This is a genomic window from Agrobacterium albertimagni AOL15 (assembly GCF_000300855.1).
Taxonomy (GTDB): domain Bacteria; phylum Pseudomonadota; class Alphaproteobacteria; order Rhizobiales; family Rhizobiaceae; genus Allorhizobium; species Allorhizobium albertimagni.
The window spans coordinates 1-24177 of the sequence record NZ_ALJF01000003.1 but is presented as its reverse complement, the minus strand read 5'-3'; the positions used below and the strand labels follow the sequence as shown (position 1 = coordinate 24177).

Below are 24177 nucleotides of genomic sequence, written 5' to 3'. Positions count from 1 at the left end.
CAAGTGGTTTCTCCCGTGCTCCAGAGGAAAGACAAGAGAATGCAGAACGGTATCGACAAGGCGTCGCTCGATCAGTGGTATGTGCTCGATACCGAGGCTGTCATCCCGGTTGGAAGGTCGCACAACCGGTTGCTCGGAACAGATCTGACGGTCGTCAGACAAGCGGATGGGGCGATTGAGGTCTTTGCCGAGGGGCGGGCCGAGCCGCTGCCGCTTCGCCATCGCTTCGGCTTTCTCTGGGCAACGCTGGGCGAGCCCGAGCGCGAGATCTTCTCCCTGCCGGAGGCCGACGAGCCGGATCGGCGCTATGTGCCCTGCGGTGTTGTCACCGTGAAAGCCTCCGGGCTTCGGATTGTCGAGAACTTTCTCGACATGGCGCATTTCCCCTTCGTGCATACGGATGTTCTGGGCGCCGAGCCGCATACGGAAGTGCAGAGCTACGATGTCGAAATCCGTCGCGAGGAAGACGAAGTTTGGGCGACGAACTGTACCTTCTTCCAGCCGCAGGCCGCTCTCTCAGCGTCCGACGGTATCACCACGCAATACATGTACCGGGTGATGACGCCGTTCACCACGATCCTCTACAAGACATGTCCCAACGCTACCAATCGCTGGGATGTCATCGGCCTCTTCGTCCAGCCGCTCGATCCGGGCCGATGCCGGGCGCATCCGATCATGTACCTGATCGACGATGTCTCGACGACGACGGAGCTCATCCATTTCCAGCAGATGATCTTCCTGCAGGACCGCATCATCCTCGAAAACCAGCGGCCGGTGCTCCTGCCGCTGGAGCCGCGCAAGGAAATCCCGACGCGGGCAGATGCCTCGTCCATCGCCTATCGCCGGTGGCTGAAGGAAAAGGGCGTGACCTACGGCGCCAGCACGGTGGCCGCCTGAGGCGCAACAAAAAACCCGGAAGCGGGTGCTTCCGGGTTTCGGGCATTCCTTATTCTGCAGGTCTTAGCCGCGGCTCATCCAGTCGTCGATCTCGCGATCGGCTTCTTCCTGGGTCTTGCCATAGGCAGCCTGGATCTTGCCCGACAGTTCCTTGCGCTTGCCGGCGATCACGTCGAGATCGTCACCCGTGAGCTTGCCCCACTGGGTCTGGGCCTTGCCCTTGAACTGTTCCCAATTGCCTTCGATCTGATTCCAATTCATCGGATAACTCCCGTGTTGGTGAATGGTCGAGGCGTGATGTCCTCGGGGCTGAAAACGTCGGCTAATGCGGGAAGTTCCATCGTCTGGATCAAAGCCGTTCAGATCGGGCCAGCAGCCTCGTGCAGAAGAAAAGGCCGAGGTGATGATGGAACACTCGCCCGGTCACGGCGTTCTTGTTGCGAACTGCCTTTCATGAACAATCCAAGGAGAATTCCATGGCCCAGGTACCGAGCGCCTCCAAGAGCAAGATCGAAGTCAAGGCAAACGATCTCGCGGACCGTATCGAAGACAAGGTGAATACGGCGGGTACCGCGACCAGCGGTGACGTCCAGGCGGACCTCGAAGCCCTGCGCCGCGATATCGCTTCTCTGACGCAGACCGTCGCTTCCTTCGGTAGCGGCAAGATTCGTCAGGCGGGTGAAACCTCGCAGGAATATATCGACAGCGCACGTGAGCGCTTCATGAACGCTGAAGAAGATATCGAAGCCTATGTGCGCGCAAAGCCGCTGCAGTCGCTCGCCATGGCCGCCGGCGTCGGCTACGTTCTTGCGCTTCTCAGCCGGCGCTGATCATGCTGCCATTGTTCAGACATCTGGGCATCGTCGCCTTCGGCAAGGTGCGGCCGACCGCCAATAAGGTCGGGCGCTCGGTCATGGCGGGCGCGATCGCCGGTGTGCTGGGTCTGACGACCTATGTCGCCCTGCTTCTGGCGCTCGGCTTCTATCTGACCGGCGTCATCGGTCCGGTCTATGCTGCTTTGGTGATTGCGGGCGTTACGGCGCTCTGCGCCATCATCGTCATCGTCGTCGTGCAGTCGATCAACCGTCGCGCCGAGCTGCGCATGGAAGCTCGTCAGAGGGCCGCCAAGGCCCGGCTGCCTGATCCGATGACCCTGCAGCTATTGGCAGGTGTTCCGGCGCTGATGAAGGGGCGGTCCCTGCTAACGGCCGCGGCGATCGCAGCAGTCGCCTATGGCGTCGCCAAGTCGCAAGGTGTCGGCAACGATCGCGATTGATATGCGCTTTTGAGAACCGGCTGGGCTTTTCGAAGCCCGGCCGTTTACATGTCAGGTTTTCTTGGACTTGGCTTCTGCTTCCGCATCGTGAAGCTTCTCAAGGAGGTCGAGGAATTGTGAGGGGGTGCCTTCGTCGACGATGCTGTCATAGTAGCCACGAAGCTTTGACGCGATCAATGCGTTCGCATTTTGCCGCTTTGCCTCGGACGGCTTCTTCGATTTATTTCCATCCGGAGGGCCTTCAGCCATGTTTGTCCAATTCCGTCAGTTTGCCAAGCGAGACGACAATTAACGTGATAAGCCCGAAGTGGCAAAAAAGTTCCCAAGTCGATGGAACATTTTTTTCCGAGGCGCGTTTTCTGCCGAGTCCGCACCTTTATCCATTTCGATTGGAGAACTGCATGTCCCTTACTGCCCGCGTCGCTGTCCATCTTCCTTACCTGCGGCGTTATGCACGCGCCGTCACCGGTTCGCAGACCTCCGGAGATGCCTATGTCGCAGCGGTCCTGGAAGCGCTGATCGCCGACATCTCTATTTTCCCTGACACGGGTGATGACCGTGTCGCTCTCTACAAGCTGTTCGTGACGATCTACGATTCGACCAAGGTCGAGCTTCCGCAGATCACCTCGCCCTTTGCCTGGGAGAAGCGGGCCGCCGCCAATCTTGCATCCGTGCCGACGCGTGCGCGCCACGCCTTCCTGCTCATCACTGTCGAGGGGTTCACCACCTCGGAAGCGGCCAGCGTGCTTGGCGTCGGCGAAGCCGAATTCAACGCGCTCTTCAACGAGGCCTCGATGGAGATCTCCCGTCAGGTCGCGACCGACATCATGATCATCGAAGACGAGCCTCTGATCGCGCTCGACATCGAGCAGATGGTTGAAGATCTCGGTCATCGCGTCACCGGCATTGCCCGTACCCACGCCGAAGCTGTCGATCTCTACAAGCGCACCAGCCCGAAAATGGTCCTCGCCGACATCCAGCTTGCGGATGGAAGCTCGGGCATCGATGCCGTCAACGACATCCTCAAGGTCGATACGATCCCGGTCATCTTCATCACGGCGTTCCCGGAACGCCTGCTGACCGGCGAGCGTCCTGAGCCGGCCTTCCTGGTTACCAAGCCGTTCAACCCCGACATGGTCAAGGCTTTGATCAGTCAGGCGCTTTTCTTCAACGAGCGCGTGACCGAGCAGGCTTGATATAGCCTTTTGGGGGCATAGGTTAGAGCGAGGAATGGGCCGGCAAACGGAGCCGGTCCCTAATGCCGATCATGGCGGAGCAGGCAATTGGTACATCGGTTGACATGGTTTGAACCTCAGCGCGGCGACGAACAGCTGCGGGAGTTCTTCATAACCGCGCTCATCGACATGGGCGCAAGCCTGACCCTTCAGGATAAAGATGGTACCTATGTCTGCATCACCTCGCTGCCGGCCCGTTGGCGGCTGCCGGCGGGGGCGATCCCATCCGATGACACGATCTTCGGATCAGACATCGGGCAGAAACTGACTGAGCTCAAGTCGGGCCTTCTGAAGGCGGGGGATCGTGCGGAACTGGAGATCGAGGCGGGTGACGATACCTTCTTCGAATTCCGCTGCCGTATGGTCGAGATGGCCGATCACGACGTGCATCTGATCACCGTGGTCATCGATCGCACTGAAGACCGGCGTCGTGAAAGGCTGTTGCGTGCACTCCTGCGCGAAGTCAGCCACCGGTCGAAGAACCTGCTTGCGATCATTCAGAGCATCGCCTCCCAGACTGCCCGGTATTCGGGGACGCTGGACATGTTCCTCGGCAAATTCCGGGGCCGGCTGCATGCCCTGTCCCAGTCGCAAGACCTGATCACCGATTCCAGCTGGCGCGGGGCCTATTTCCGCGATCTGCTGAAACAGCAGGTCGATCGCTACGTTCAGGAAAACGCCGATCTGGTTCATGTCTCCGGCGACGACGTGCTTCTCACACCCAATGCGTCGCTGCATATTGGGCTTGCCTTGCATGAGCTGGTGGTCAATGCCGTCAGCCATGGCGATTTCCTGCAGCGTCGTCAGCAGATCGAGGTGTCGTGCCGGAAGCTTGAGACGCCCACGGGTCCGGTGGTCGTGATCGTCTGGTCCGAACCATTCACCGCTCGCGAAAACGAAGAAATCAAGGCGGCGCGCTTCGGCAGCACCGTGCTGGAACGGGTCGTTCCGTCTTCAGTCAACGGCGAGGCGCATCACGAGTTGACGAACGGACAGGTGCGGTACGAACTGCGCTTTCCGCTCGAGATTTTCGACTGATCCTTTGGCGCCCCTGCGGGTGTCCTTTCACAGAAAGACACGGTCATGCGCCTGTTCAGTTGCAGCAACTGTTCGAACGTCGTGCATTTCGAAAATGACGGCTGTGTCACATGCGGGGCACGTCTGGCCTTTCGTTCGACCAGTCTCGACATGGTGGCGCTGGAAGCCTCCGGGACGCATGTCCTCGACCATGGCACAACGGAACCTGCGGGTGTGCGGACTTGCGCCAATGCGGCGCTCGGCGGATGCAACTGGCTTGTCGAAGATGAGGACGACAGCGGCTTTTGTGTCGCCTGCCGGCACAACGTGACGATCCCGGACCTGTCGGTGCCGGAAAACCTGCAGAACTGGCAGAGGATCGAGCTCGCAAAACGCGGGCTCTTCTACTCAATTCTCAGGTTCAGGCTGCCGCTGGTCACACGCACAGCTGATCCCGATCAAGGTCTGGGTTTCGAATTTCTTGCGGATGATCCGACCGACAGCGGTGACGGGCCAGTGCTGACCGGTCATGCCGACGGCCTGATCACGCTCAACATTGCCGAGGGTTCCGACGCGGAACGTGAGGCACGGCGTGTGGCGCTCGGGGAGCCCTTCCGCACCCTGCTTGGTCATTTCCGGCATGAGGTCGCCCATTACTACTGGAATGTCCTCGTGCGTGACAGGAACGCCTTCGACGCTTTCCGGTTTGTGTTCGGCGACGAGCGTGAAGACTATGGTGAGGCGCTCAAACGCCATTATGCCGAGGGCCCTCCGCAGGGCTGGGAGAACAGCTTCATCTCCGCCTATGCAGCGAGCCACCCTTGGGAGGATTTCGCCGAGACCTTCGCCCACTATTTCCACATCGTCGATGCGCTCGATACCGCGGATGCCTTCGGTCTCAGAACCAATCCCGATGTCGAGGCCGATGTGCCGGCGATCGAGCTGAAGCGCACCTTCGACAGCTATGGCATCGGCAGTGCAGGCGCCCTGATCCGCGCCTGGGTGCCGCTGACGCTTGCGATCAACAGCATCAATCGCAGCATGGGGCAGCCTGATCTCTATCCCTTTGTGCTGTCAGAGCCGGTGATTGGCAAACTGCACTACATTCACGGCCTGATCCGCTCGTAAACCCTGCAGCATCGGGCGTTTCACGCCCTTGTTCCCGGAACTGTCGTGCAGTCTTCGCGTTAACCTTCAGGTAACACGGAGAACGATCATGAACAGTATGGCTGCCCTGATGGTCATTGTGGCCTGCCATCCGCAAGACACCACGTGTCTGCAGGACCCGGTCGCTGTTATTTCCTATGATACAGATGAGGCTTGCTATGGCGCGCTGCCGAAAGAACTTAAGCGCGCGCGGGCTATGGCCGAGATCATCTACGGTGATTGTTTCCCCGTGAACGCCGATCTCGTGGCTGGCCGAAACATCCGCCAGACGATCGACCCCAACAAACTGGCTGTGCTCGAGGCGCCTGTTTCAACCGCCGGCCCTGCCGAAGCGCAGGCCTTGGTGCCGCCTGTTCCTGCCGAACGTTATGGAGAATGATGATGAAGCCCGAAGTCTCGGCCGATCCGAATTCCGTCAATATCGACGCCCAGAACCGCCATGTCGCGCAACAGGCCGGTCTCGATCAGGACCTCGAATCTCAGGTTCCGCCCCGCTATGGTCCGTTCACGGTTACGACGCTCGGCGTCATCCTGGTCCTGTTGATGACCGTTGTTGTCTGGATCCTGATCTGAACCTCGCTCCGAAATTTTCGCATGAAAAAGGCCGCTTCGTTGAAGCGGCCTTTTTCTATCAGCTGACTTTCCCGGTTACGCCTGGCGGAAGAGCCGCATGGCGAGCGAAACGAGGAAGAGAATGATGAAGATGCCAAAGAGGATCTTGGCGATACCAGCCGATGCGCCAGCAATGCCGCCGAAGCCGAGAACGCCAGCGATCAAGGCGACGACCAGAAATACGAGTGCGTAGTAAAGCATGTTGGGTTCTCCGTGTTTCGATGCCGGATGAACGTCGGCTGGTGGGCTTTGTTCCATCCGGATCACGGTTTCGAGAGCTACGCAGCGTTGAAATAAAATAATTGCATGTTCGGGAACCTTGTGCGCCCTTTTGCGTTGTCAGGCGACACTGTTTCAAACCCGTTGGACCCAATGACAGAACATTCGAAGAAAGCGCCGGCTACGAACGGGCTGCCTGGAATGGCCGCCTTTCATCCCGGCGTGTCGGCGCAACTGCGCGAGTACTATCAATCGGTACAGGAAGAGGGGATCCCGGATCGGTTCCTCCAGCTTCTGGAGCAACTGGATGTGGCCGAGCGCCAGGCCAGTGAGTCCACTCGCATCAAGGACAATGCTCGATGACTGTTGGCGATAAGTCGACCGACCACTCCTTCAAGCGCGACCTCTTGGCAGCGCTGCCAAACCTTCGTGCCTTCGCCGTATCGCTAACCGGCCGACATCACGTCGCCGACGATCTCGTGCAGGACACGATCATGAAAGCCTGGGCCAAGCAGGACCATTTCGAGCCTGGTACCAACATGAAAGCCTGGCTCTTCACCATCCTGCGCAACGAATTCTACTCGCAGATGCGCAAGCGTGGCCGCGAAGTCTCTGATACCGACGGTATCTTCACGTCCCAGCTCTCCACTCACCCGCAGCAGTATGGTTCTCTCGATCTGCAGGACTTCAAGCGTGCGCTTGATCAGTTGCCGAGCGACCAGCGCGAGGCGATCATTCTCGTGGGCGCTTCAGGCTTCGCCTACGAAGAAGCTGCGGAGATCTGCGGTTGTGCCGTCGGCACTATCAAGAGCCGCATCAACCGAGCACGCAACAAGCTTCAGGAGATCCTGGGTGTGAGCGGCGAGGGCGATTACGGCCCCGATGCCCACAGCTCAGCGGTCATCAAGAAGGCTTTTGCCGTCTGAGGGCCCGCGACCATGCGCCGCTTTCAAAACCGCCGCAGCCAGTTCGTGGGCTTGCGGCGGCTTTGTGACCAGCGGATGCTCAGTCACGATGCTTGGGATGTCGGTAAAATGTCCGTAGGACGACAGAAAGACGGGCTTCGCGCCGGCTTTCATGATCAGATCTGTGCGTTCGACATTCAAGGCCTCGTTCAAGGCCGCATCGATGATCACCACATCGAATGCGGTCGTCTGGACGGCTTCTGCCAGTCTGGCCAGCGGGGCGATGGTTACATCGCAAGGCAGATCGTCAAGAAGAATGCGCTCCACCTCCATGGCAATCAGATACTGGTTCTCGGCAACGAGAACGCGGAGCGGCGCGGTCATCATGGAATTTCCTTTTGTCAGGCGCGCGTTATGGGACGTGCCCCGACCAGCGTCATTTAAAAAAGACATGTGCAGCCTGCATTGTTCCAATCCGGAACAGCATGACGGACAAACGAGGTTATCCCGTGGCAATCGAACCGCGTCATTCCCCCATTCGTGTCAGTTGTTTCGAATGCCCCTTGCGGCATATGAAACGGTTCCGCCCTTTCACTGAGTCAGAACTGGAATTCGTCTCCACCTTCAAACGTGGCGAACTCGTCGCCGATCCGGGAACGACCGTGCTCGTCGAAGGCGCACGCAGCGCCCATCTTTACACGGTGCTGTCGGGCTGGGGCTTCCGCTACAAGATCCTCGAAGACGGCCGACGACAGATCCTGAACTACATCGTGCCTGGCGACATGATCGGCCTGCAGGGCGCTGTCATGGCCGAGATGCAGCATTCGGTTGAAGCCCTTACACCCATGACGCTCTGTGTTTTCGAAAGAAGTCGGCTGTTTTCCCTGTTCGAGCTGCATCCGGGGCTGAGCTTCGATCTCACCTGGCTTGCCGCCCGCGAAGAGTGCATTCTTGACGAACATCTGCTCAGCATCGGGCGCCGGTCTGCGCTGGAGAGAGCCTCCTACCTTCTGGCCTTCCTGTTCGACCGTGGCATGAATGCCGGCATCCTCGGCGACAATCACCGGCATATTCCGGTCACGCAGATGCATTTCGCCGATACGCTCGGGCTGTCGATCGTGCACACGAACAAGACCCTGAAGAAACTCGCCGATCGCGGGCTCATTCGCTGGCGCGAACGGGGCTGCGATATCGTTGACCCGGTTGGCCTCCAGGAGATTTCCGGCTGGACGCCGGCCGAGCAAAGGGTCAGGCCTTTCATCTGATCGCTGCATAGAAAAAGGCCCGCATCGCTAATAGCGTGCGGGTCTTTTCCGTCTGGGTAAACTTTCGTCAGGCGACGATGACGACGCCTGTAAAGAGCGCGATGATCATAACGACCAAGACGATGAAAATCAGGATCTTGGCGACGCCTGCCGAGGCGCCGGCCACGCCACGAAAACCGAGCAGGCTTGCGACGGCGGCGATCAGAAGAAGGATGAGGATCCATTGCAGCATGTGGGTCTCCTTGGTGCGTTGTTCCCTTGGGAAACAGGGGCAAGGCTCAATTGTTCCATCGGGCATCAGCGGGAGCTGCATGTGTGCGCTGCAACAAAAATCGGTTTAAGCGGATAAGCCCTAAGACAAAACCGTCATTTGTTCTCTGAGCTGGACTAGACAGGGGGCCTCACTTCTGGTCGTGTCCGCGATCGGAGAGTCCTTCGACTTTGGGCGAAGGACAGTAGGTGGAACCCGTTCGAACGGAGTTTGGGAGATGGGATTGAAGATCGGATCGCCAAGGGAGATTTATGCCGGCGAGGCCCGCGTCGCGATGACGCCTGATAGCGCCACGCAGTTGCAGAAGCTCGGCTATGAATGCGTCATCGAAAGCGGTGCCGGCAAGGCCGCGGGGTTGTCGGACGATGCCTATCGCGCCGCCGGCGTGACAGTGGTCGAGACGGCTGCCGCGCTCTATGAAACGGCCGACATCATCGCCAAGGTGCGTCCGCCGGAAACCGCCGAAGTCGATCGGCTGGGCCCCGGCAAGACACTGATCTCCTTCTTCTATCCGGCCCAGAACACTGCCCTTCTCGAGCAGGCGAAAGACAAGGGCGCGACGGTCGTTGCCATGGACATGGTGCCGCGCATCAGCCGCGCCCAAAAGATGGACGCGCTGTCCTCGATGGCCAACATCGCCGGCTATCGCGCCGTGATCGAGGCGGGTAACAATTTCGGCCGCTTCTTTACCGGTCAGGTGACGGCGGCCGGCAAGGTGCCGCCGGCCAAGGTTCTGGTGATCGGTGCAGGCGTCGCCGGTCTGGCCGCGATCGGCACTGCGACTTCGCTCGGCGCCATTACTTATGCCTTCGACGTGCGGCCTGAAGTCGCCGAGCAGATCGAAAGCATGGGCGCGCAGTTCGTCTATCTCGAATTCGAAGCCACACAGGATGGCGCAGCGACGGGTGGCTATGCAGCCCCTTCGTCGCCGGAGTTCCGAGAAAAGCAGCTTGCCAAGTTCCGCGAACTGGCGCCCGAGATCGACATCGTCATCACCACGGCGCTGATCCCCGGTCGTGACGCGCCGAAGCTCTGGCTGGCCGACATGGTCGCTGCCATGAAACCCGGCTCCGTTGTCATCGACCTCGCGGCCGAACGCGGCGGCAACTGCGACCTCACTGTTGCCGACCAGAAGATCGTCTCCGAGAACGGCGTGACCATCGTCGGTTACACCGATTTCCCGAGCCGGATGGCTGCGCAGTCGTCGACCCTCTACGCGACCAACATCCGCCACATGATGACGGACCTGACGCCGGCCAAGGATGGTGTGGTCGTTCACAACATGGAAGACGACGTCATCCGTGGGGCGACGGTCACCAAGGGTGGCGAGATAACCTTCCCGCCGCCGCCGCCGAAGATCCAGGCGATCGCCGCTGCCAAGCCGAAGGAAAAGGTGAAGGAGCTGACGCCCGAGGAGAAGCGGGCCCAGGAAATCGCCGCCTTCAAGACGCAGACCCGCAACCAGGTGGCGATGCTCGCCGGTGGCGGTGCGCTGATCCTGCTCGCCGGTCTTTATGCGCCGGCCAGCTTCATGAGCCATTTCATTGTCTTCGTGCTCGCCTGCTTCGTCGGTTTCCAAGTCATCTGGAACGTCAGCCATTCGCTGCACACGCCGCTGATGGCGATCACCAATGCCATTTCCTCGATCATCATTCTGGGTGCCCTGATGCAGATAGGGTCGGGCAACTTCCTGGTGATCATCCTCGCTGCGCTGTCGGTTCTGATGGCCGGCATCAATATCTTCGGTGGCTTCATGGTGACACGGCGCATGCTCGCCATGTTCCAGAAGTCTTAAAGAGCGGGGAGGGGAAAACTCATGGAATACGGTTTCACCACAGCGGCCTATGTCGTCGCGGCTGTTCTCTTCATCCTTTCGCTCGGCGGCCTCTCAGGCCAGGAAAGCGCCAAGCGCGCCGTTTGGTACGGCATATCAGGCATGGCGCTTGCAGTTCTCGCGACGATCTACGGTCCTGGCGCCGGCAACTGGTTGGTCTCGGTCGTGATGATCGCCATCGGCGGCGGCATCGGCTGGGTCGTTGCCCAGCGCGTGCAGATGACCGAAATGCCGCAGCTTGTTGCCGCCATGCACTCGCTGGTCGGCCTCGCCGCTGTCTTTATCGGCTTCAATGCCGAAATTGAGATGTGGCGGATTGCAAGCTCGCTCGCCAGTGCCAATATCGCGTTTTGCGATCCCGCGCTCAATGCGGTCGTCTGTGCTGGTCAGAACGGTCACACGGACCTCTTCAATGACTTTACCGGCTTTGCCCTGAAGATTGCCGAGAAGACCAGCGCCGAGATCGCGGTTCTAAAGATCGAGGTCTTCCTCGGCGTGTTCATCGGTGCCATCACCTTCACGGGTTCCGTGGTCGCCTATGGCAAGCTGGCGGGCAAGGTCGATACGACGGCCAAGAAGCTGCCAGGCGGGCACATGTTGAACGCCGGTGCGGCTCTCGGCTCGCTGATCCTGCTGGTGCTCTACTTCAACGGCGCCGGCAGCTGGACGCTGATCCTGATGACGCTTCTGGCGCTCTTCATCGGCTATCACCTGATCATGGGCATCGGCGGCGCCGACATGCCGGTCGTCGTCTCCATGCTCAACAGCTATTCAGGCTGGGCGGCAGCAGCCATCGGCTTCTCGCTGTCCAACGATCTCCTGATCGTCGTCGGCGCGCTGGTCGGCTCCTCCGGTGCGATCCTCTCCTACATCATGTGCAAGGCGATGAACCGCAGCTTCATCTCGGTCATTCTCGGTGGCTTTGGTGGGGCAACAGGCCCGCAGATGGAAGTCGTGGGCGAGCAGATCGCCATCGACGGCGACGGCGTGGCCAATGCGCTCAATGATGCCGACAGCGTCATCATCGTTCCGGGCTACGGCATGGCGGTCGCCCAGGCGCAGCAGTCGGTCTCGGAACTCACCCGCAAGCTGCGGGCCGCCGGCAAGACAGTGCGCTTCGCCATCCATCCGGTTGCCGGGCGCCTGCCGGGCCACATGAACGTGCTGCTCGCCGAGGCCAAGGTGCCCTACGACATCGTTCTGGAAATGGACGAGATCAACGAGGACTTCCCCGAAACGGACGTCGCCATCGTCATCGGCTCGAACGACATCGTCAACCCGGCCGCTCAGGAAGACCCGAACTCGCCGATCGCCGGCATGCCTGTCCTGGAAGTCTGGAAGGCGAAACAGGTCTTCGTCTCCAAGCGTGGCCAGGGCACGGGCTATTCCGGCATCGAGAACCCGCTGTTCTACAAGGAGAATACGCGGATGTTCTACGGCGACGCGAAGAAGTCGATCGACAGCATTTTGCCGTTGATCAAGTAGCGGTCTCATTGCTGGTCGAAATCAAAGCCGGGTGGAAACGCCCGGCTTTTTTGTTGGCAGATCTGTATTCGTTTTGATACATTGTCAAGATGAAGCTGATCCAGTGGCTTGGAAGTAGCAGGACCGATGTTCGTGCGTTCCCTGAAGACGCCCGGATTGATGCGGGTTGGCAGTTGGAATTGGTTCAACGCGGCGAAGATCCTGATGACTGGAAGCCGATGCCGACGATTGACCCCGGTGTTCGAGAAATAAGGATTCGGGAAGCGTCTGGTGCCTTTCGCATCATCTATCTCGCCACGTTCGAGGATCGCGTCCTTGTTCTGCACGCCTTCCAGAAAAAGACGCAGGTGACGCCTAAAAAAGATATCGAACTCGCCAGTCAGAGGCTGAAACGATGGAGACGGGAAATATGAGCGATGAGATTTATGGCAGCGTCTGGGACGCTCTGGCTGACACCGAGCAGGAAGCGGCCAATCTCAAGGCGCGCTCAGCCCTGCTCTTCGAGATCCGCAAGGCTGTTCAGGGATGGGGGCTCTCGCAGGAGGGGGCTGCCAAGCGGCTCGGACTCACGCGACCGCGGACCAATGATCTGCTGCGAGGGAAGCTCGCGAAGTTTTCCCTTGATGCTCTGGTCAATATCGCTGCAGCGGCACGGCTTGAAATCGAGATTCGTGTGAAGGATGCAGCGTAGGGCGGTCATAAAGGCTGGCTGAATTTTGGAACGCTTCTGCGTGCCAGAACGTAAAACCCCGCCACATGGGCGGGGTCAAAAACTGTCTTATCTGCTTACCTCAAACATCCGCCTTGAACGTCTGCTTCTGCGTGCCGAGCCCCTCAATACCCAACTCCACCACATCACCGGCCTTCAAAAACTGCGGCGGCTTCATGCCCAGGCCGACGCCCGGAGGTGTGCCGGTGGAGATGACGTCGCCGGGATGCAGGCTCATGAACTGGCTGAGATAGGAGACGAGGTGGGCAACGCCGTAGACCATGGTCTTCGACGAGCCGTCCTGCATCATCTTGCCATTGACCGAGAGCCACATCTTGAGGTTCTGCGGATCCGATACTTCGTCCTTGGTGACGAGCCAGGGGCCGATCGGGCCGAAGGTGTCGCAGGACTTGCCCTTGGTCCACTGACCCGCGCGTTCCGTCTGAAACGCGCGTTCGGAGACGTCGTGGGAGACGCAGTAGCCGGCGACGTAATCCATGGCGTCGGCTTCGGAGACATATTTCGCGGTCTTGCCGATGACGACGCCGAGTTCGACTTCCCAGTCGGTCTTCTCCGAGGTGCGCGGGATGAGCACGTCGTCGTTGGGGCCGCAGATGGCGGAAGTCGCCTTCATGAAGATGACAGGCTCCGGCGGTACGGCAGCGCCGGTTTCTGCGGCATGGTCGGAATAATTGAGGCCGATGCAGATGAACTTGCCAGTACCAGCAACGCAGGCGCCGATGCGATCGACGGCAATCTCCGGCAGGGAGGCGAGGTCAAGGGCTGCGATCTTCGCCAGACCCTCGGGCGAGATGGCAGCGCCGCCGATATCGGTCACATGGGCCGAAAGGTCACGGACCTTTCCGTCCTTGTCGAGGATCGCAGGCTTTTCCTGTCCGAGTGGGCCGACGCGCATGAGTTTCATGGGTTTCTTCCTTCTTCAGAATTAGATGGTCCAGCCGCCGTCGATGGCGAAGGCTTGGCCCGAGGTGTAGGTGGCGCCGGCGATGTAGACGGCGAGGTCGGCGATTTCTTCCGGCGTGCCCAGACGCCCCATGGGCTGGCGGGCGATGAAGGCGGCGCGGGCGGCATCGTAGTCGCCTTGTGCACGCATGCGGTCCTGCAGGGAAGGGCTTTCAACCGTCCCTGGGCAGATCGCGTTGCAGCGGATACCTTGCGTCACATAGTCGGCGGCGACGGATTTGGTGAGGCCGATGACGGCAGCCTTGGTGACGGTGTAGGCGAAACGGTTCGGCACGCCTTTGATCGAACTTGCGACCGAGGCCATGTTGATGATGGAGCCGTCGCCCTTCTCCAGCATGGCAGGCAGGACGGCACGAATGGTGCGGATCATCGCGCGGACATTGAGGTCGAGTGCAAAGTCGAGATCCTTGTCGGCCATGTCCATGATGGTGCCGCCGTGCACGACACCGGCGCAATTGAACAGCACATCGAAGGGTCCTGTCTCTCCGACCACGGCCTTGACCGCGTCGTCCTTCAGGACGTCCAGCTGGCGCGTCGTGATGCCGGCCTCGCCGTCCAGTGTCGCCAGAGCCTCGGTGTTGATGTCGGTCGCGACGACGGTCGCGCCGGCGCGGGCAAAGGCGATGGCGCTCGCGCGGCCGATACCCTGGCCGGCAGCCGTCACCAAAACATGCTTGTTCTTCAGGGGCAGATACATGCTCTTGGCTCCTCCAACCGATCCCTCGTCACACGACCCTTGCATATTCCGGCCGTCGATGCGAGCATCATTCATATGCAAAACATTTATTCATGAACGTCAAGGTCAGTCGTCGAACTTCAGGGAGAGAAAAGCGTGAATGACCTGGACCAGGATCGTTATCGGGCGCCGGCGCTCGACAAGGGACTTGATATCATCGAGCTCTTGGCCGGCGTCGACGGGGGGCTCAGTCAGGCGGAGATCGCCAAGAAGCTCGACCGCAGTCCGAACGAATTCTACCGGATGCTCGATCGGCTGGTGAAACGCGGCTATGTCGCGCGGCTCGACGGCGATCGCTATGTGCTGACGCTGAAGCTGTTCGGTCTTGCGCACCTGCATGCGCCAACGCGGCGGCTCGCCTCCCTGGCCATGCCGCTGATGCGGGAACTGGCGGAGGTGACCCGGCAGGAGAACCACATCGTCGTCTACGACCGCGGCCATCCCGTCGTCATCGCACAGCTCGAGGCGCCGGGGTATTGGGGCATCTCGATCCGGGTCGGCTCCCGCATGGGCTTGTTCGATACCGGGTCCGGCCATGTGCTGCTTGCCTATCGCAGCCCGGAGGTCCGCGCGATGATGGTGGCGGAGCATGTGGCGAGTGGCGGGCCGGAGGGACGGATGACCGAGGCCTTCTCGCGCCACCTCGATGAGATCCGGGCACGCGGCTACGAGATGATGCCGAGTGCCCAGACCGCCGGCGTCACCAACCTGTCGGCGCCGATCGTCAGCGCCGATGGCGAGGCGCTCGGGGCTCTCACCATTCCCTACATCACCATCATCAATGCGCCCGAGGCCCCCGACATCACTCGAACGATCGACGCGCTGACGGAGACGGCACGACGGATATCCGAGCTGGCGGGTGCCGGTCTCGGTGCTGACCTGACCGACACGAACTGAGCTTCAACGGCCTTGGGAGGGCCTTTCATGATCATCGATACCCATCTGCATCTCATCTATCGCGACAGGCTCAGCTACCCCTGGCTGAAGGACGTTTCGGCGCTCGATGCCGATTTCAGCTGGGAGACGTATGCGCGGGAGGCGAAGAGGCTCGGTATCTCTTCGGTGCTGCATATGGAAGTGGATGTTGCGCCCGAAGACATCCTCGGTGAAACCGCCATGGTCCAGGAGTTGTCGCAGGCGCCGGATAGCCTCATCCAGGGTGTGATCGCCTCCTGCCGCCCGGAAGATCCAGGCTTTGCCGACTATCTCGATGGACAGTTAGCGAACCCCTTCGTCAAAGGCTTCCGCCGCGTACTGCATGTCGTGCCCGACGATGTCTCTGAGGGCGCGCTGTTCCGGGAGAACGTGAAGCTGCTCTCAGGCACGGGCCTCACTTTCGATCTCTGCATGCTGCCGCGTCAGATCGACAAGGCAAAGGCGCTGGTCGATCTCGCGCCCGATGTCACTTTCATCCTCGACCATTGCGGTGTGCCCGACATCAAGGGGCATGGCTACGAGACCTGGAAAGCGGGGATCACTGACATTGCCAAACGCGACAATGTCCGCGTCAAGATCTCCGGCATCCCCGCCTATGGCGATCTGGAGACCTGGACGCTGGAAGATCTCAAACCCTATTTCGACCACACGATCGGCGCGTTCGGTTTTGATCGCGCGATCTGGGGCTCGGACTGGCCGGTCTGTACACTCGGCGGGGGGCTGTCGACCTGGGTGGCGACGACGCAGGCGCTGCTGCATGGCTGTACGCGAGAAGAGAAGGACAGGCTTTTCTCCGGCAATGCCAGAGGCATCTGGAATCTTGCCTAGCGCGCCTTGCCGCGCTCGACCATGAGGCGGCGAAGATAGCCGCGCATGGCGAGGATGAGGGCTTCGATGTCGTCGTTCGAGGCGGTGAGATCCTGCAGGGCGTAGCTCTGCAAGATGATACCGTCGATACCGATCAGCATCTGGCGACCGACGGCTCGGCCGATGCGGCGCAGTTCCTCGTCGCTGTCATCCTCGAAAACGAGATGGCCGTAGAAATCGATATAGGCGTTGTACTGTCTGGCCGCGAGCCATTCGGAGCCTTTGGTCCGCAGCGCGTAGAGGGTCAGCTCGGTTTGGGCGATCTGCTTGTTTCGGGTTCGCTGGATGTAACGCCAGCTGGCGCGGATCAGGGCTTCGACCCGGTCCTCGGGCGCCGGTGGCAGGTCGACATCCGCGCGATAGGCCGCATCCATATCCGCGATCAGGTCTTCGAGCACGGCGAGCAGCAGGCTTTCCTTGCTGTCGAAGTAGTAGTGCAGCGTCGCGAGCTTGACGCCGGCGGAGGCTGCGATGCGGCGTGTGGTCAAGGCCTCCATGCCGCCGTCTTCGAGCGCCTCGCGGGCGCCCTTGATGATGCGGACGCGGGTTTCGAGACCCTTGCGGGTCGCGCCCGGCGGTCGCCCGCGTGTCGCTGTGCTGCTCGATGTCTCGCTCGACGCTTCCGTCGTTTCGCTCATCGGCCCCCTCCGCCTTCGAAGGTGACGCGCCCGTCGCAGATGGTGAGAACAGGCGATAGCGAGGCGATGTTGTCCGGTGACGTCGCTTCGATGTCGCCGGAGAGGACGACAACATCGGCCAGATATCCCGGTTTCAACACGCCCTTTCGGTCTTCCATGTATTCGACCCAGGCGCTGGTGCGGGTATAGGCCGCAAGCGTTTCGTGCAGGCTGAGGCGGTGGTCCGGCATGTCGTCGGCCCACGGCTTTCGGGTCAGAGCATCGCAGATGCAGCTGAGTGGCGGTAGCGGGGAAACCGGCCAGTCGGTGGCGAAGACGATCTTTGCTCCGGCATCGACAAGGGTCTTCCAGGCGAAGGCGTAAGGCCAGCGTTCGCGGCCGATATAGGTGAGATAGGGTTCAAGCGGCAGCCCCGCCGAACCCGGTGGATGCGTCGGTTGCATGGACGCGATGGTGCCCGTTTCTGCAAAGCGGGGGATGTCGTCGGGATGGACCACCTCAATGTGTTCGATGCGGTTCCGCATGTCCTTTCGGCCATTGGCGTTGATTGAGGCCTCGTAGCCATCGAGCACCATGCGCACCGCGCCGTCGCCGATTGCGTGGACTGCAACCGGCAGCCCTAGGCGGTTTGCCTCGGTCGCCACGGCGTTAAAAGCTTTGCCAGAAAACAGCGGCTCGCCCTTCCAGCCGGGCTTGTGGGCGTAGTCATCGACGAAGACGGCGGTTTCGCCCTCGGTCACGCCGTCCATGAACAGCTTGACGAAGTTGCAGCGCAGCTTGTCCGTGTCGAAGCGGGCTTTCCAGGCAGCGGCCTTTTCTTCGAGGTCGGAGAGGGGCATGAAATTCTTCATGTGGTAGGGCATGCGCACCCGAACTGGCAGACCACCGGTCTTTTCGATCTCATCCAGCATTTCCAGCTGATAGAGATTTCCGTCCATGTTCTGGAACGAGGTGATGCCGAGCGAGGCGCAATAGGCGAGGCCCTTCTTCAGCACTTCGATGTCTGCCGCCCGTTCTTCCGATGTGACGTGTTCGGGATCGCCGCCGGTGCCGACGCCGAGGCCTTCGCGGCCGCCAGTCACGCTCATGGTCGCGGCGGGGCGGATGGCATTGCTCTCGCGCAATTCGCCATTCGCCAGACCGTCCTCACCCATGACGATCTCATTGCCGACACCGACATCGCGCCCTTGCAGGATACCGGCCTTCTCAAGCGCGATGGTGTTGGCCCAGGCCGTGTGTCGGTCCGGGGCGACCATCATGAAAGGACGGTCGGCGATGATCCTGTCGAGATGGTTGCGCGTGACGCGCTCGGTGTCCGAGAGGATGGTGTAGTCTGCCGTCTGGGCGACGAGCAGCGGTAGATCCGGGTTGGCAGCCGCATAGTCCTTTACCGCGTTGGACAGGGCGTCAAAACCCTTCACGCCGAAAAGCGAGAGTTCGCCCAGCGCGACCGAACCGCCGAAGATATGCATATGGGCTTCGTTGAAACCCGGAAGGACCGTGGCGCCGCCTGCATCGACGACGCGTGTCATCGGTCCCGCAAGCGTCAGGATCTCGGCATTACCGCCCACCGCCATGATACGATTGCCGGTGAGTGCAATGGCTTCCGCACGCGGATGCTCGTGGTCCATGGTCAGGATGCGGGCGTTATGGATGACGATCTCGGCGCTCATGGCGGTTCTTTCTTCAGGCCTGGAAGGTGATGCGGCCGTCGCAAATCGTGACGGCGGGGCGGACGGTGTCCATGATCTCTTCTGGAGCGACGGCTTCGATGTCTTTGGTCAGGATCACGACATCGGCGAGGTAGCCGGGCTTCAGCATGCCCTTTCGATCTTCCATGAACTCCACCCAGGCGCCGATCGCCGTATAGGCTTCGAGCGCTTCCATCAGCGAGAAGCGCTGGTCCTTCAGCCCGTCCTTCCAGGGCTTGCGGGTGAGCGCATCTTGGATGCACTGGAAGGGCGAAACCGGCGAGACGGGCCAGTCGGAGGCGAAGACAACGGGCGCGCCGGCTTCCTTCATGGTTCGCCAGGCATAGGCATAATCCCAGCGGTCCTCGCCGATCTTGGCCGTCGTCGGTTCTGCCGGGAAGCATGTGCCGCCGGGGTAATGCACGGGCTGCATGGAGGCGACGATGCCGAGTTCCGCAAAGCGCGGGATGTCATCGGGATGGATGATCTCGATATGCTCGATGCGGTGGCGATTGTCGCGCTTGCCATTGGCTTTCACGGCAGCCTCGTAACCGTCGAGCGTCTGGCGGATCGCGGCACTGCCGATGGCGTGGACTGCGACCTGCAGGCCCAGCGCATCGGCTTTTGTCGCAATCGCATTGAACGCTTCGGGCCTGAAGAGCGGCTCATAGGTATAGCCCGGCCGGTCGCCATAACCGTCCAGCATATAGGCCGTCTGGCTGTCGAGCACGCCATCCATGAAGACCTTGACGAAATCGCCGCGCAGCATGTCGGTGGCGAATTCCTTCTTCCACGCGGCTGCCTTGTCGAGATCCTCAAGCGCCATGAAATTCTTCATGTGGTAGGGAATACGGATGCGGCAGGAGAGTTCGCCTGAAAGCTCCAGGTCGCGCATCAGGCGAAGCTGGTAGTGGTTGCCGTCGAAGTTCTGGATCGATGTGACGCCCCAGGAGGCGCAGTAGTCGAGGCCGGCTTTCAGGATCGCGCGGTCGAGGGCAAACTGCTCCGGCGTGACGTTTTCCGGGTCCATGCCAGTCCCCATGCCGAGTTCCTCGCGACCGCCGGTGGAGGCGAGCGCCGAGACCGGGCCAAAGGCATTGCCTTCGCGCAATTCGCCATTGGCGAGGCCATCCGGCCCCATGACGATCTCGTTGCCGATGCCGACATCCTTGCCCTGCAGAATGCATGCCTTTGTCAGTGCTGCCGTATTCGCCCAGGCGGTGTGATGGTCGGGTGCGAACATCATGAAGGGGCGGTCCGGCAGGATCGCATCCAGGTGATGGCGGGTGCAGGGTTCGGTCAGCGAGATGATCGAGTAGTCGGCGGAAAAGCCCATCAGCAGCGGCTCGTCGGGGTTCTTTTCCGCATAGTCGAGGATTGCGGATTTCAGCGCTTCGAAGCCCTGGATGCCATGCAGGTTCAGCTGGCGCAGCGACACCGAGCCGGGGAAGATGTGCATATGGGCTTCGTTGAAGCCCGGCATGACGGTCGCGCCGTTGGCGTCGATCACCTTCGTTTCCGGTCCGGCCAGGGCCTCAATCTCGGCTCGCGTGCCGACAGCAAGAATGCGGTTGCCGGCAAGGGCGACGGCATCCGCGCGCGGGACGGCGTTGTCCATGGTGAGGACCCGGCCATTGGTGATGATGATGTTTGCGGTGGTTGCCATTTCAGGCTCCTCTGATCTCATGCGGTCCAGGCGCTGAGCGCGCGGAAGAAGGCGAAATTGTCGTGTTTCAGCTCGTCGTCCAGCGGGTTGGGCTGCGAGGAGAGCTTGACGATCACGGTCTCGGTGGAGGGGTCGACATAAAGCCATTGGCCATGGATGCCGATGGCGCAGAAGGCGCCGTCAGGCTCACCCGACTGGTACCACTGGCTGCGATAGCGCCCGTTGGGGAAGAAGTTGGATTTGCCGTCCACCCAGGCCTGGTGGTCACCTGCCGTCAGCATATCGGTCAGCCAGGCTTCGGGGATGATGCGTTTTCCGTCGACCATGCCGCCATTGCGCAACATCTCGCCGACACGGGCGAGGTCGCGGGCGGTGACCGAAATGCCGCCGGCGGCACGCGCGGTTCCTTCTGCATCGACGGTAACGCTGGCGTGGTTCTTCGCGCCGAGCGGCCTCCACAGGCGCGTCGACAAGACATCGGCGTAACTTTCGCCGGTCGCGCGCTCGATCAGGATGCCGAGCAGGTCGGAATCGGGCGACGCATAGAAGTGCGCGCCGCCATGCGGATGGGCATCTTTCTTCAGGGTCAGAAGGAAGGCCAGCAGGGTCTCATCCGGCTGGGACGGATCGGCCGGGTTCCAGAGTGTGGCGCGGCGATAGCGGGCATAGGCGCCATCGGTGTTCAGATAGGCCTCGTCGAAGGCGAGGCTGACGCGCATGTCGAGCACGTCGCGGATGGTGCAGTCGCCATAGGCGGAGCCGGCGGCTTCGGGCAGCAGGCTGGTGACGGGAGCATCCGGGTTCATAAGTCCGTCGGCTTCCAGGGTCGCAATCACCAGGGCCGTCAGCGACTTGCTGATCGAAAAGACGATATGGCGCTGGTTGATGCCGGCATGCGGCGCATAGTGTTCGGCGACGATGGTGCCCGCCTTCATCAGAACGAAGGCATCGGTATGGGCATAGTCGAGATAGGCGCGGACGTCGGGCTGCCCGGCCAGTCCCAGTGGCAGCGCCTGCGGCAGGAGATCGGACGCGACGGGTTCGCCTTCGCTCACTTCGGCGGTAGCGGCGATAATGGCGCTCGGGACAAGCTCTTCGGCGTGGCCAAAGCTGAAGCGGCTGAACGGGGCCGCGCGCCAGTTGGCGAGCGTCACGTCACGTCTCTCGAAACCATAGGCCTTGGCAAACTGCGTCGTCATCAGGGTATGCTCCTCCTGCGGGAGGGCAATCAAGCCCTCCCGTGTCGGTCTTTTCGTTGTAATTCGGCGTTACTTCTGCACTTCGGTCCAGATGCGGGTGTAGAGCTGCTGGACGTCGGGTTCGCAGCTCAGCAGGAACTCACCCGCACTTTCCAGTTCAGCCGGGATCACCAGTTCGGGCGCGCCCTGCATCTCCTCGTCCATGAACTGCTCCGAACCCGTGATGCCATTGGCATATTTCGCGAAGTTCGAGAGCATCGCGGCGTTTTCAGGCGCCATGATGAAGTTCATGAAGGCCTTGGCATTGTCGACGTTCTTCGCATCTTTCAGGATGACGACGCTGTCCATGAAGACCGGATAGCCTTCCTTCGGATAGCCGAACTTGACGTCCGGGTTCTGCAGGCGCGAGCGCATGATCGCGCCGTTCCAGTAGTAGACGCCTGCATAATCGCCAGTTGGCAGCTTGTCGGTGACGCTGTAGTCCATCGCGAGCCACTTGGTCTTGGCCTCGACCAGCTTGTCGCGCACCTTCATCAGCACGTCTCTGTCGGTCGTGCACCAGTCGCCGCCGAAATACTTGATCGTCGCGAAGAGCACGTCGTTCATCTCGGGCGTGACGTTGAGCTTGCCCACGAGCTCTTCCGGCGGGTCGAGGAAGATCGCCGAGGTGTTGATGTCGCCGTTGTAGAACTTGGTGTTGACGCCGATGCCGGTCACGCCCCACTGCCACGGAACCGAATAGCGGCGGCCCGGATCCCATTCGACATCGGCCCAGCGCGGGTCGACATTCTTGAAGTTCTCCATCTGGTCCGGGCGGGCCTCGAGCAGCAGGCCCTCGTTGATCCAGATCGGCATGTAGTTGGCCGAGGGCACGACGATGTCGAAGCCATGGCCGCCGGCGCGGACCTTGGCGAGTGCAGTGTCGTTGGAATCATAGTCGGTTACGGTGACCTTGACGCCGAATTCCGTCTTGAACTTCTTGATCAGCTCCGGGCTCGTATAGTCGCCCCAGTTGTAGATGTTGAGCTCGCCTGCGGCGGAGGCCGCGCCTGCGAGACCCAGCACCGAGATCGCGGCGATCGCCGTGGTCGTCATCCATTTCATTGTCATGTCCGTTCCTCTCTGTTGGTTGCTTTTATGCTTGCGGCTTGCGCCGGTTGATGAAGAAGAAGATCACGATCAGGACCGTCGAGGCGCCCAGGAAGATCGTCGCGATTGCGTTGATCTCCGGTGTCGTTTCGCGGCGGATCTGGCCGAGCATGTAGGTGGGCAGCGTGTCCTGCCCGCCGGATTTGACGAATTCTGTGATGACGACGTCATCGAGCGAGATGACGAAGGCGAGCATGAAGCCGGCGATGATGGCGGGTCGCAGCAAAGGCAGCGTCACGAAGCGGAAGGCCTGCCAGGGCGTGGCGTAGAGGTCGGCAGCCGCCCGCTCCAAAGTGAGGTCCATGCTCTCCAGTCGCGCGCGGATCGGCAGGTAGGCGAAGGGAATGCAGAAGGCCGTATGGGCCAGGATCAGGTAGCCGAGGCCGGAATAGCCGGTCCAGACCTTGATGCGCGAGAAGACAATCAGCAACGCCACGGCGGTGACGATTTCCGGGATCATCAGCGGCTGGTTGATGACGGCGTATTTGGCGGTCAATCCGCGATAGGGCTCGGTGCGCGTGGTGGCCAGCGCCGCCATGGTGGCGGCAATCGTCGCCAGCCCGGCGGCCCAGAGCGCGATGATGATCGAACGCATGGCGGCCGCCTGGACGGCATTGTTCTCCAGCGCCGAGGCGAACCAGCGCAGGGAAAAACCACCCCATGCCGAAAGCGAGTCGCTGGCGTTGAAGGAATAGGCAACCAGTGTCGCAATCGGCAGATAGAGGGCAAAGAAGGTGAAGAGTGCGATCAGGCCGAAGCCCGGTTGCGAGCGGATGTCGAAGCGACGTTCAGCCATGACGCACCCCCGATTTCGCGGCGTTGCGGACATAGAAGAGCAGGGCAATCATCACGAGAGCCATCAGCGTGATGGACATTGCGGCGCCCAGCGGCCAGTTGCGACCGGCGCCGAATTGCAGTTCGATCAGATTGCCGAGCATCAGGTTCTTGCCGCCGCCGAGCACGCGCGGAATGACATAGGCGCCAAGCGAGGGGATGAAGACGAGGATGGAGCCGGCGATCAGGCCGGGCTTCACCAGCGGAATGACGATGCGCCAGAGCACCTGAAGTCGGTTGGCGTAGAGGTCGTATCCGGCCTCGACCAGCCGGAAGTCGAGCTTCTCGATAGAGGCATAAAGCGGCAGCACCATCAGCGGCAGATAGACATAGGTCATGCCGAGCAGGGTGGCCGTATCCGTGTAGATGATCTGTAGGGGGGTATCGATGATGCCGAGCCAGATCAGAACATTGTTGAGGATGCCTTCATTACGGATGACCTGCTGCATGGCGAAGGTGCGGATCAGAAGGTTGGTCCAGAAGGGAATGGTGATCAGGAAAACCCAGATTTCTCGGGTGCGGGCCGGCCGTGTCGCGATGAAATAGGCGGTCGGGAAGCCCAAGATCAGGGTGAAGAGCGTCGTG

At 60.8% G+C, this 24177-nt stretch carries 31 protein-coding genes; 17 read left to right on the top strand and 14 right to left on the bottom strand.

The window, feature by feature from the left end; genetic code table 11:
• Positions 1–39 precede the first annotated feature (39 nt).
• Complete coding sequence (locus QWE_RS03335) at positions 40–897, top strand: aromatic ring-hydroxylating dioxygenase subunit alpha (protein WP_006724662.1); 858 nt, start codon at positions 40–42, stop codon at positions 895–897.
• Between the two features lie 63 nt (positions 898–960).
• On the opposite strand, the gene QWE_RS03330 is transcribed toward QWE_RS03335, so the two are convergent.
• Entirely contained in the window at positions 961–1158 is a 198-nt protein-coding gene (locus tag QWE_RS03330; RefSeq protein ID WP_006724661.1) for a CsbD family protein, read from the bottom strand.
• Positions 1159–1373: 215 nt separating this feature from the next.
• Between QWE_RS03330 and QWE_RS03325 the strand changes: the two genes are divergently transcribed.
• Together QWE_RS03325 and QWE_RS03320 are read left to right on the top strand one after the other, a co-directional pair.
• Positions 1374–1727, top strand: coding sequence for an ElaB/YgaM/YqjD family protein (locus QWE_RS03325; protein ID WP_006724660.1), 354 nt, complete (start codon positions 1374–1376; stop codon positions 1725–1727).
• Positions 1728–1729: 2 nt separating this feature from the next.
• Entirely contained in the window at positions 1730–2173 is a 444-nt protein-coding gene (locus QWE_RS03320) for a hypothetical protein (protein ID WP_006724659.1), read from the top strand.
• 51 nt (positions 2174–2224) lie between these two features.
• On the opposite strand, the gene QWE_RS03315 is transcribed toward QWE_RS03320, so the two are convergent.
• Positions 2225–2422 carry a NepR family anti-sigma factor gene (locus QWE_RS03315; RefSeq protein WP_006724658.1) on the bottom strand — a complete coding sequence of 66 codons (198 nt, stop codon included), beginning with the start codon at positions 2420–2422 and terminating at the stop codon, positions 2225–2227.
• A gap of 152 nt (positions 2423–2574) precedes the next feature.
• Between QWE_RS03315 and QWE_RS03310 the strand changes: the two genes are divergently transcribed.
• The 5 genes from QWE_RS03310 (at position 2575) to QWE_RS03290 (ending at position 6165) form a co-directional block, all read left to right on the top strand.
• On the top strand, positions 2575–3369 hold the full coding sequence (locus tag QWE_RS03310; RefSeq protein ID WP_006724657.1) for a response regulator: 795 nt from the start codon (positions 2575–2577) through the stop codon (positions 3367–3369).
• Positions 3370–3468: 99 nt separating this feature from the next.
• On the top strand, positions 3469–4446 hold the full coding sequence (locus QWE_RS03305; protein WP_006724656.1) for a sensor histidine kinase: 978 nt from the start codon (positions 3469–3471) through the stop codon (positions 4444–4446).
• A gap of 45 nt (positions 4447–4491) precedes the next feature.
• Positions 4492–5553, top strand: coding sequence for a zinc-binding metallopeptidase family protein (locus tag QWE_RS03300; protein ID WP_006724655.1), 1062 nt, complete (start codon positions 4492–4494; stop codon positions 5551–5553).
• 88 nt (positions 5554–5641) lie between these two features.
• The gene (locus tag QWE_RS03295) at positions 5642–5971 is read left to right on the top strand and encodes a hypothetical protein (protein WP_100220836.1); all 330 of its coding nucleotides are present in this window, start codon (positions 5642–5644) and stop codon (positions 5969–5971) included.
• A 2-nt stretch (positions 5972–5973) separates the two neighbouring features.
• Entirely contained in the window at positions 5974–6165 is a 192-nt protein-coding gene (locus tag QWE_RS03290) for a hypothetical protein (protein WP_040299425.1), read from the top strand.
• Positions 6166–6240: 75 nt separating this feature from the next.
• Here the strand turns inward: QWE_RS03290 and QWE_RS24620 are convergent, their stop codons facing one another.
• On the bottom strand, positions 6241–6405 hold the full coding sequence (locus tag QWE_RS24620; RefSeq protein WP_006724652.1) for a DUF1328 domain-containing protein: 165 nt from the start codon (positions 6403–6405) through the stop codon (positions 6241–6243).
• Positions 6406–6510: 105 nt separating this feature from the next.
• On the opposite strand from QWE_RS24620, the gene QWE_RS03280 reads away from it, so the two are divergent.
• Together QWE_RS03280 and QWE_RS03275 are read left to right on the top strand one after the other, a co-directional pair.
• Positions 6511–6786 carry a NepR family anti-sigma factor gene (locus QWE_RS03280; protein WP_006724651.1) on the top strand — a complete coding sequence of 92 codons (276 nt, stop codon included), beginning with the start codon at positions 6511–6513 and terminating at the stop codon, positions 6784–6786.
• Positions 6783–7349 carry an RNA polymerase sigma factor gene (locus QWE_RS03275; protein WP_006724650.1) on the top strand — a complete coding sequence of 189 codons (567 nt, stop codon included), beginning with the start codon at positions 6783–6785 and terminating at the stop codon, positions 7347–7349. Before QWE_RS03280 ends, QWE_RS03275 begins: the two co-directional genes overlap by 4 nt.
• Here QWE_RS03275 and QWE_RS03270 read toward each other — a convergent pair.
• Positions 7317–7715 (bottom strand): response regulator, encoded by a 399-nt coding sequence (locus QWE_RS03270; protein ID WP_006724649.1) that lies wholly within the window; start codon positions 7713–7715, stop codon positions 7317–7319. The genes QWE_RS03275 and QWE_RS03270 overlap by 33 nt on opposite strands.
• Before the next feature lie 122 nt (positions 7716–7837).
• Here QWE_RS03270 and QWE_RS03265 point away from each other — a divergent pair, with 122 nt between their 5' ends.
• Positions 7838–8593, top strand: a complete 756-nt coding sequence (locus tag QWE_RS03265) for a Crp/Fnr family transcriptional regulator (RefSeq protein ID WP_006724648.1) — start codon at positions 7838–7840, stop codon at positions 8591–8593.
• A 67-nt stretch (positions 8594–8660) separates the two neighbouring features.
• On the opposite strand, the gene QWE_RS24615 is transcribed toward QWE_RS03265, so the two are convergent.
• The gene (locus tag QWE_RS24615) at positions 8661–8825 is read right to left on the bottom strand and encodes a DUF1328 domain-containing protein (protein ID WP_006724646.1); all 165 of its coding nucleotides are present in this window, start codon (positions 8823–8825) and stop codon (positions 8661–8663) included.
• A gap of 262 nt (positions 8826–9087) precedes the next feature.
• Between QWE_RS24615 and QWE_RS03255 the strand changes: the two genes are divergently transcribed.
• The 4 genes from QWE_RS03255 to QWE_RS03240 all read left to right on the top strand — a co-directional run bounded on the left by QWE_RS03255 (position 9088) and on the right by QWE_RS03240 (position 12874).
• Positions 9088–10659 (top strand): Re/Si-specific NAD(P)(+) transhydrogenase subunit alpha, encoded by a 1572-nt coding sequence (locus QWE_RS03255; RefSeq protein WP_006724645.1) that lies wholly within the window; start codon positions 9088–9090, stop codon positions 10657–10659.
• A gap of 21 nt (positions 10660–10680) precedes the next feature.
• On the top strand, positions 10681–12183 hold the full coding sequence (locus tag QWE_RS03250; protein WP_006724644.1) for an NAD(P)(+) transhydrogenase (Re/Si-specific) subunit beta: 1503 nt from the start codon (positions 10681–10683) through the stop codon (positions 12181–12183).
• Between the two features lie 89 nt (positions 12184–12272).
• Positions 12273–12596: a type II toxin-antitoxin system RelE/ParE family toxin gene (locus QWE_RS03245; RefSeq protein WP_006724643.1), complete on the top strand. Its 324-nt coding sequence runs from the start codon at positions 12273–12275 to the stop codon at positions 12594–12596.
• Positions 12593–12874, top strand: coding sequence for a helix-turn-helix domain-containing protein (locus QWE_RS03240; RefSeq protein ID WP_006724642.1), 282 nt, complete (start codon positions 12593–12595; stop codon positions 12872–12874). Before QWE_RS03245 ends, QWE_RS03240 begins: the two co-directional genes overlap by 4 nt.
• A gap of 100 nt (positions 12875–12974) precedes the next feature.
• Here QWE_RS03240 and QWE_RS03235 read toward each other — a convergent pair whose 3' ends face one another.
• On the bottom strand, positions 12975–13817 hold the full coding sequence (locus QWE_RS03235; protein ID WP_006724641.1) for a fumarylacetoacetate hydrolase family protein: 843 nt from the start codon (positions 13815–13817) through the stop codon (positions 12975–12977).
• A 21-nt stretch (positions 13818–13838) separates the two neighbouring features.
• Positions 13839–14573 carry an SDR family oxidoreductase gene (locus tag QWE_RS03230; RefSeq protein ID WP_006724640.1) on the bottom strand — a complete coding sequence of 245 codons (735 nt, stop codon included), beginning with the start codon at positions 14571–14573 and terminating at the stop codon, positions 13839–13841.
• Positions 14574–14708: 135 nt separating this feature from the next.
• Between QWE_RS03230 and QWE_RS03225 the strand changes: the two genes are divergently transcribed.
• Both QWE_RS03225 and QWE_RS03220 read left to right on the top strand, forming a co-directional pair.
• Positions 14709–15509, top strand: coding sequence for an IclR family transcriptional regulator (locus QWE_RS03225; protein WP_006724639.1), 801 nt, complete (start codon positions 14709–14711; stop codon positions 15507–15509).
• Between the two features lie 27 nt (positions 15510–15536).
• Positions 15537–16376, top strand: a complete 840-nt coding sequence (locus QWE_RS03220) for an amidohydrolase family protein (protein WP_006724638.1) — start codon at positions 15537–15539, stop codon at positions 16374–16376.
• On the opposite strand, the gene QWE_RS03215 is transcribed toward QWE_RS03220, so the two are convergent.
• The 7 genes from QWE_RS03215 to QWE_RS03185 all read right to left on the bottom strand — a co-directional run.
• Entirely contained in the window at positions 16373–17053 is a 681-nt protein-coding gene (locus tag QWE_RS03215) for a TetR/AcrR family transcriptional regulator (protein ID WP_006724637.1), read from the bottom strand. The two genes, QWE_RS03220 and QWE_RS03215, sit on opposite strands and share 4 nt — an antisense overlap.
• Entirely contained in the window at positions 17050–18726 is a 1677-nt protein-coding gene (locus QWE_RS03210) for an amidohydrolase (RefSeq protein WP_006724636.1), read from the bottom strand. Before QWE_RS03210 ends, QWE_RS03215 begins: the two co-directional genes overlap by 4 nt.
• 13 nt (positions 18727–18739) lie before the next feature.
• Complete coding sequence (locus QWE_RS03205; RefSeq protein WP_006724635.1) at positions 18740–20410, bottom strand: amidohydrolase; 1671 nt, start codon at positions 20408–20410, stop codon at positions 18740–18742.
• 17 nt (positions 20411–20427) lie between these two features.
• Positions 20428–21609: a serine hydrolase domain-containing protein gene (locus tag QWE_RS03200; RefSeq protein WP_006724634.1), complete on the bottom strand. Its 1182-nt coding sequence runs from the start codon at positions 21607–21609 to the stop codon at positions 20428–20430.
• A 69-nt stretch (positions 21610–21678) separates the two neighbouring features.
• Entirely contained in the window at positions 21679–22713 is a 1035-nt protein-coding gene (locus tag QWE_RS03195; protein ID WP_040299463.1) for an extracellular solute-binding protein, read from the bottom strand.
• 31 nt (positions 22714–22744) lie between these two features.
• The gene (locus tag QWE_RS03190) at positions 22745–23554 is read right to left on the bottom strand and encodes an ABC transporter permease (RefSeq protein WP_006724632.1); all 810 of its coding nucleotides are present in this window, start codon (positions 23552–23554) and stop codon (positions 22745–22747) included.
• Positions 23547–24177: ABC transporter permease (locus QWE_RS03185; protein WP_006724631.1), on the bottom strand; the 631-nt coding region annotated here is incomplete at its 5' end. The genes QWE_RS03190 and QWE_RS03185, both read right to left, overlap by 8 nt.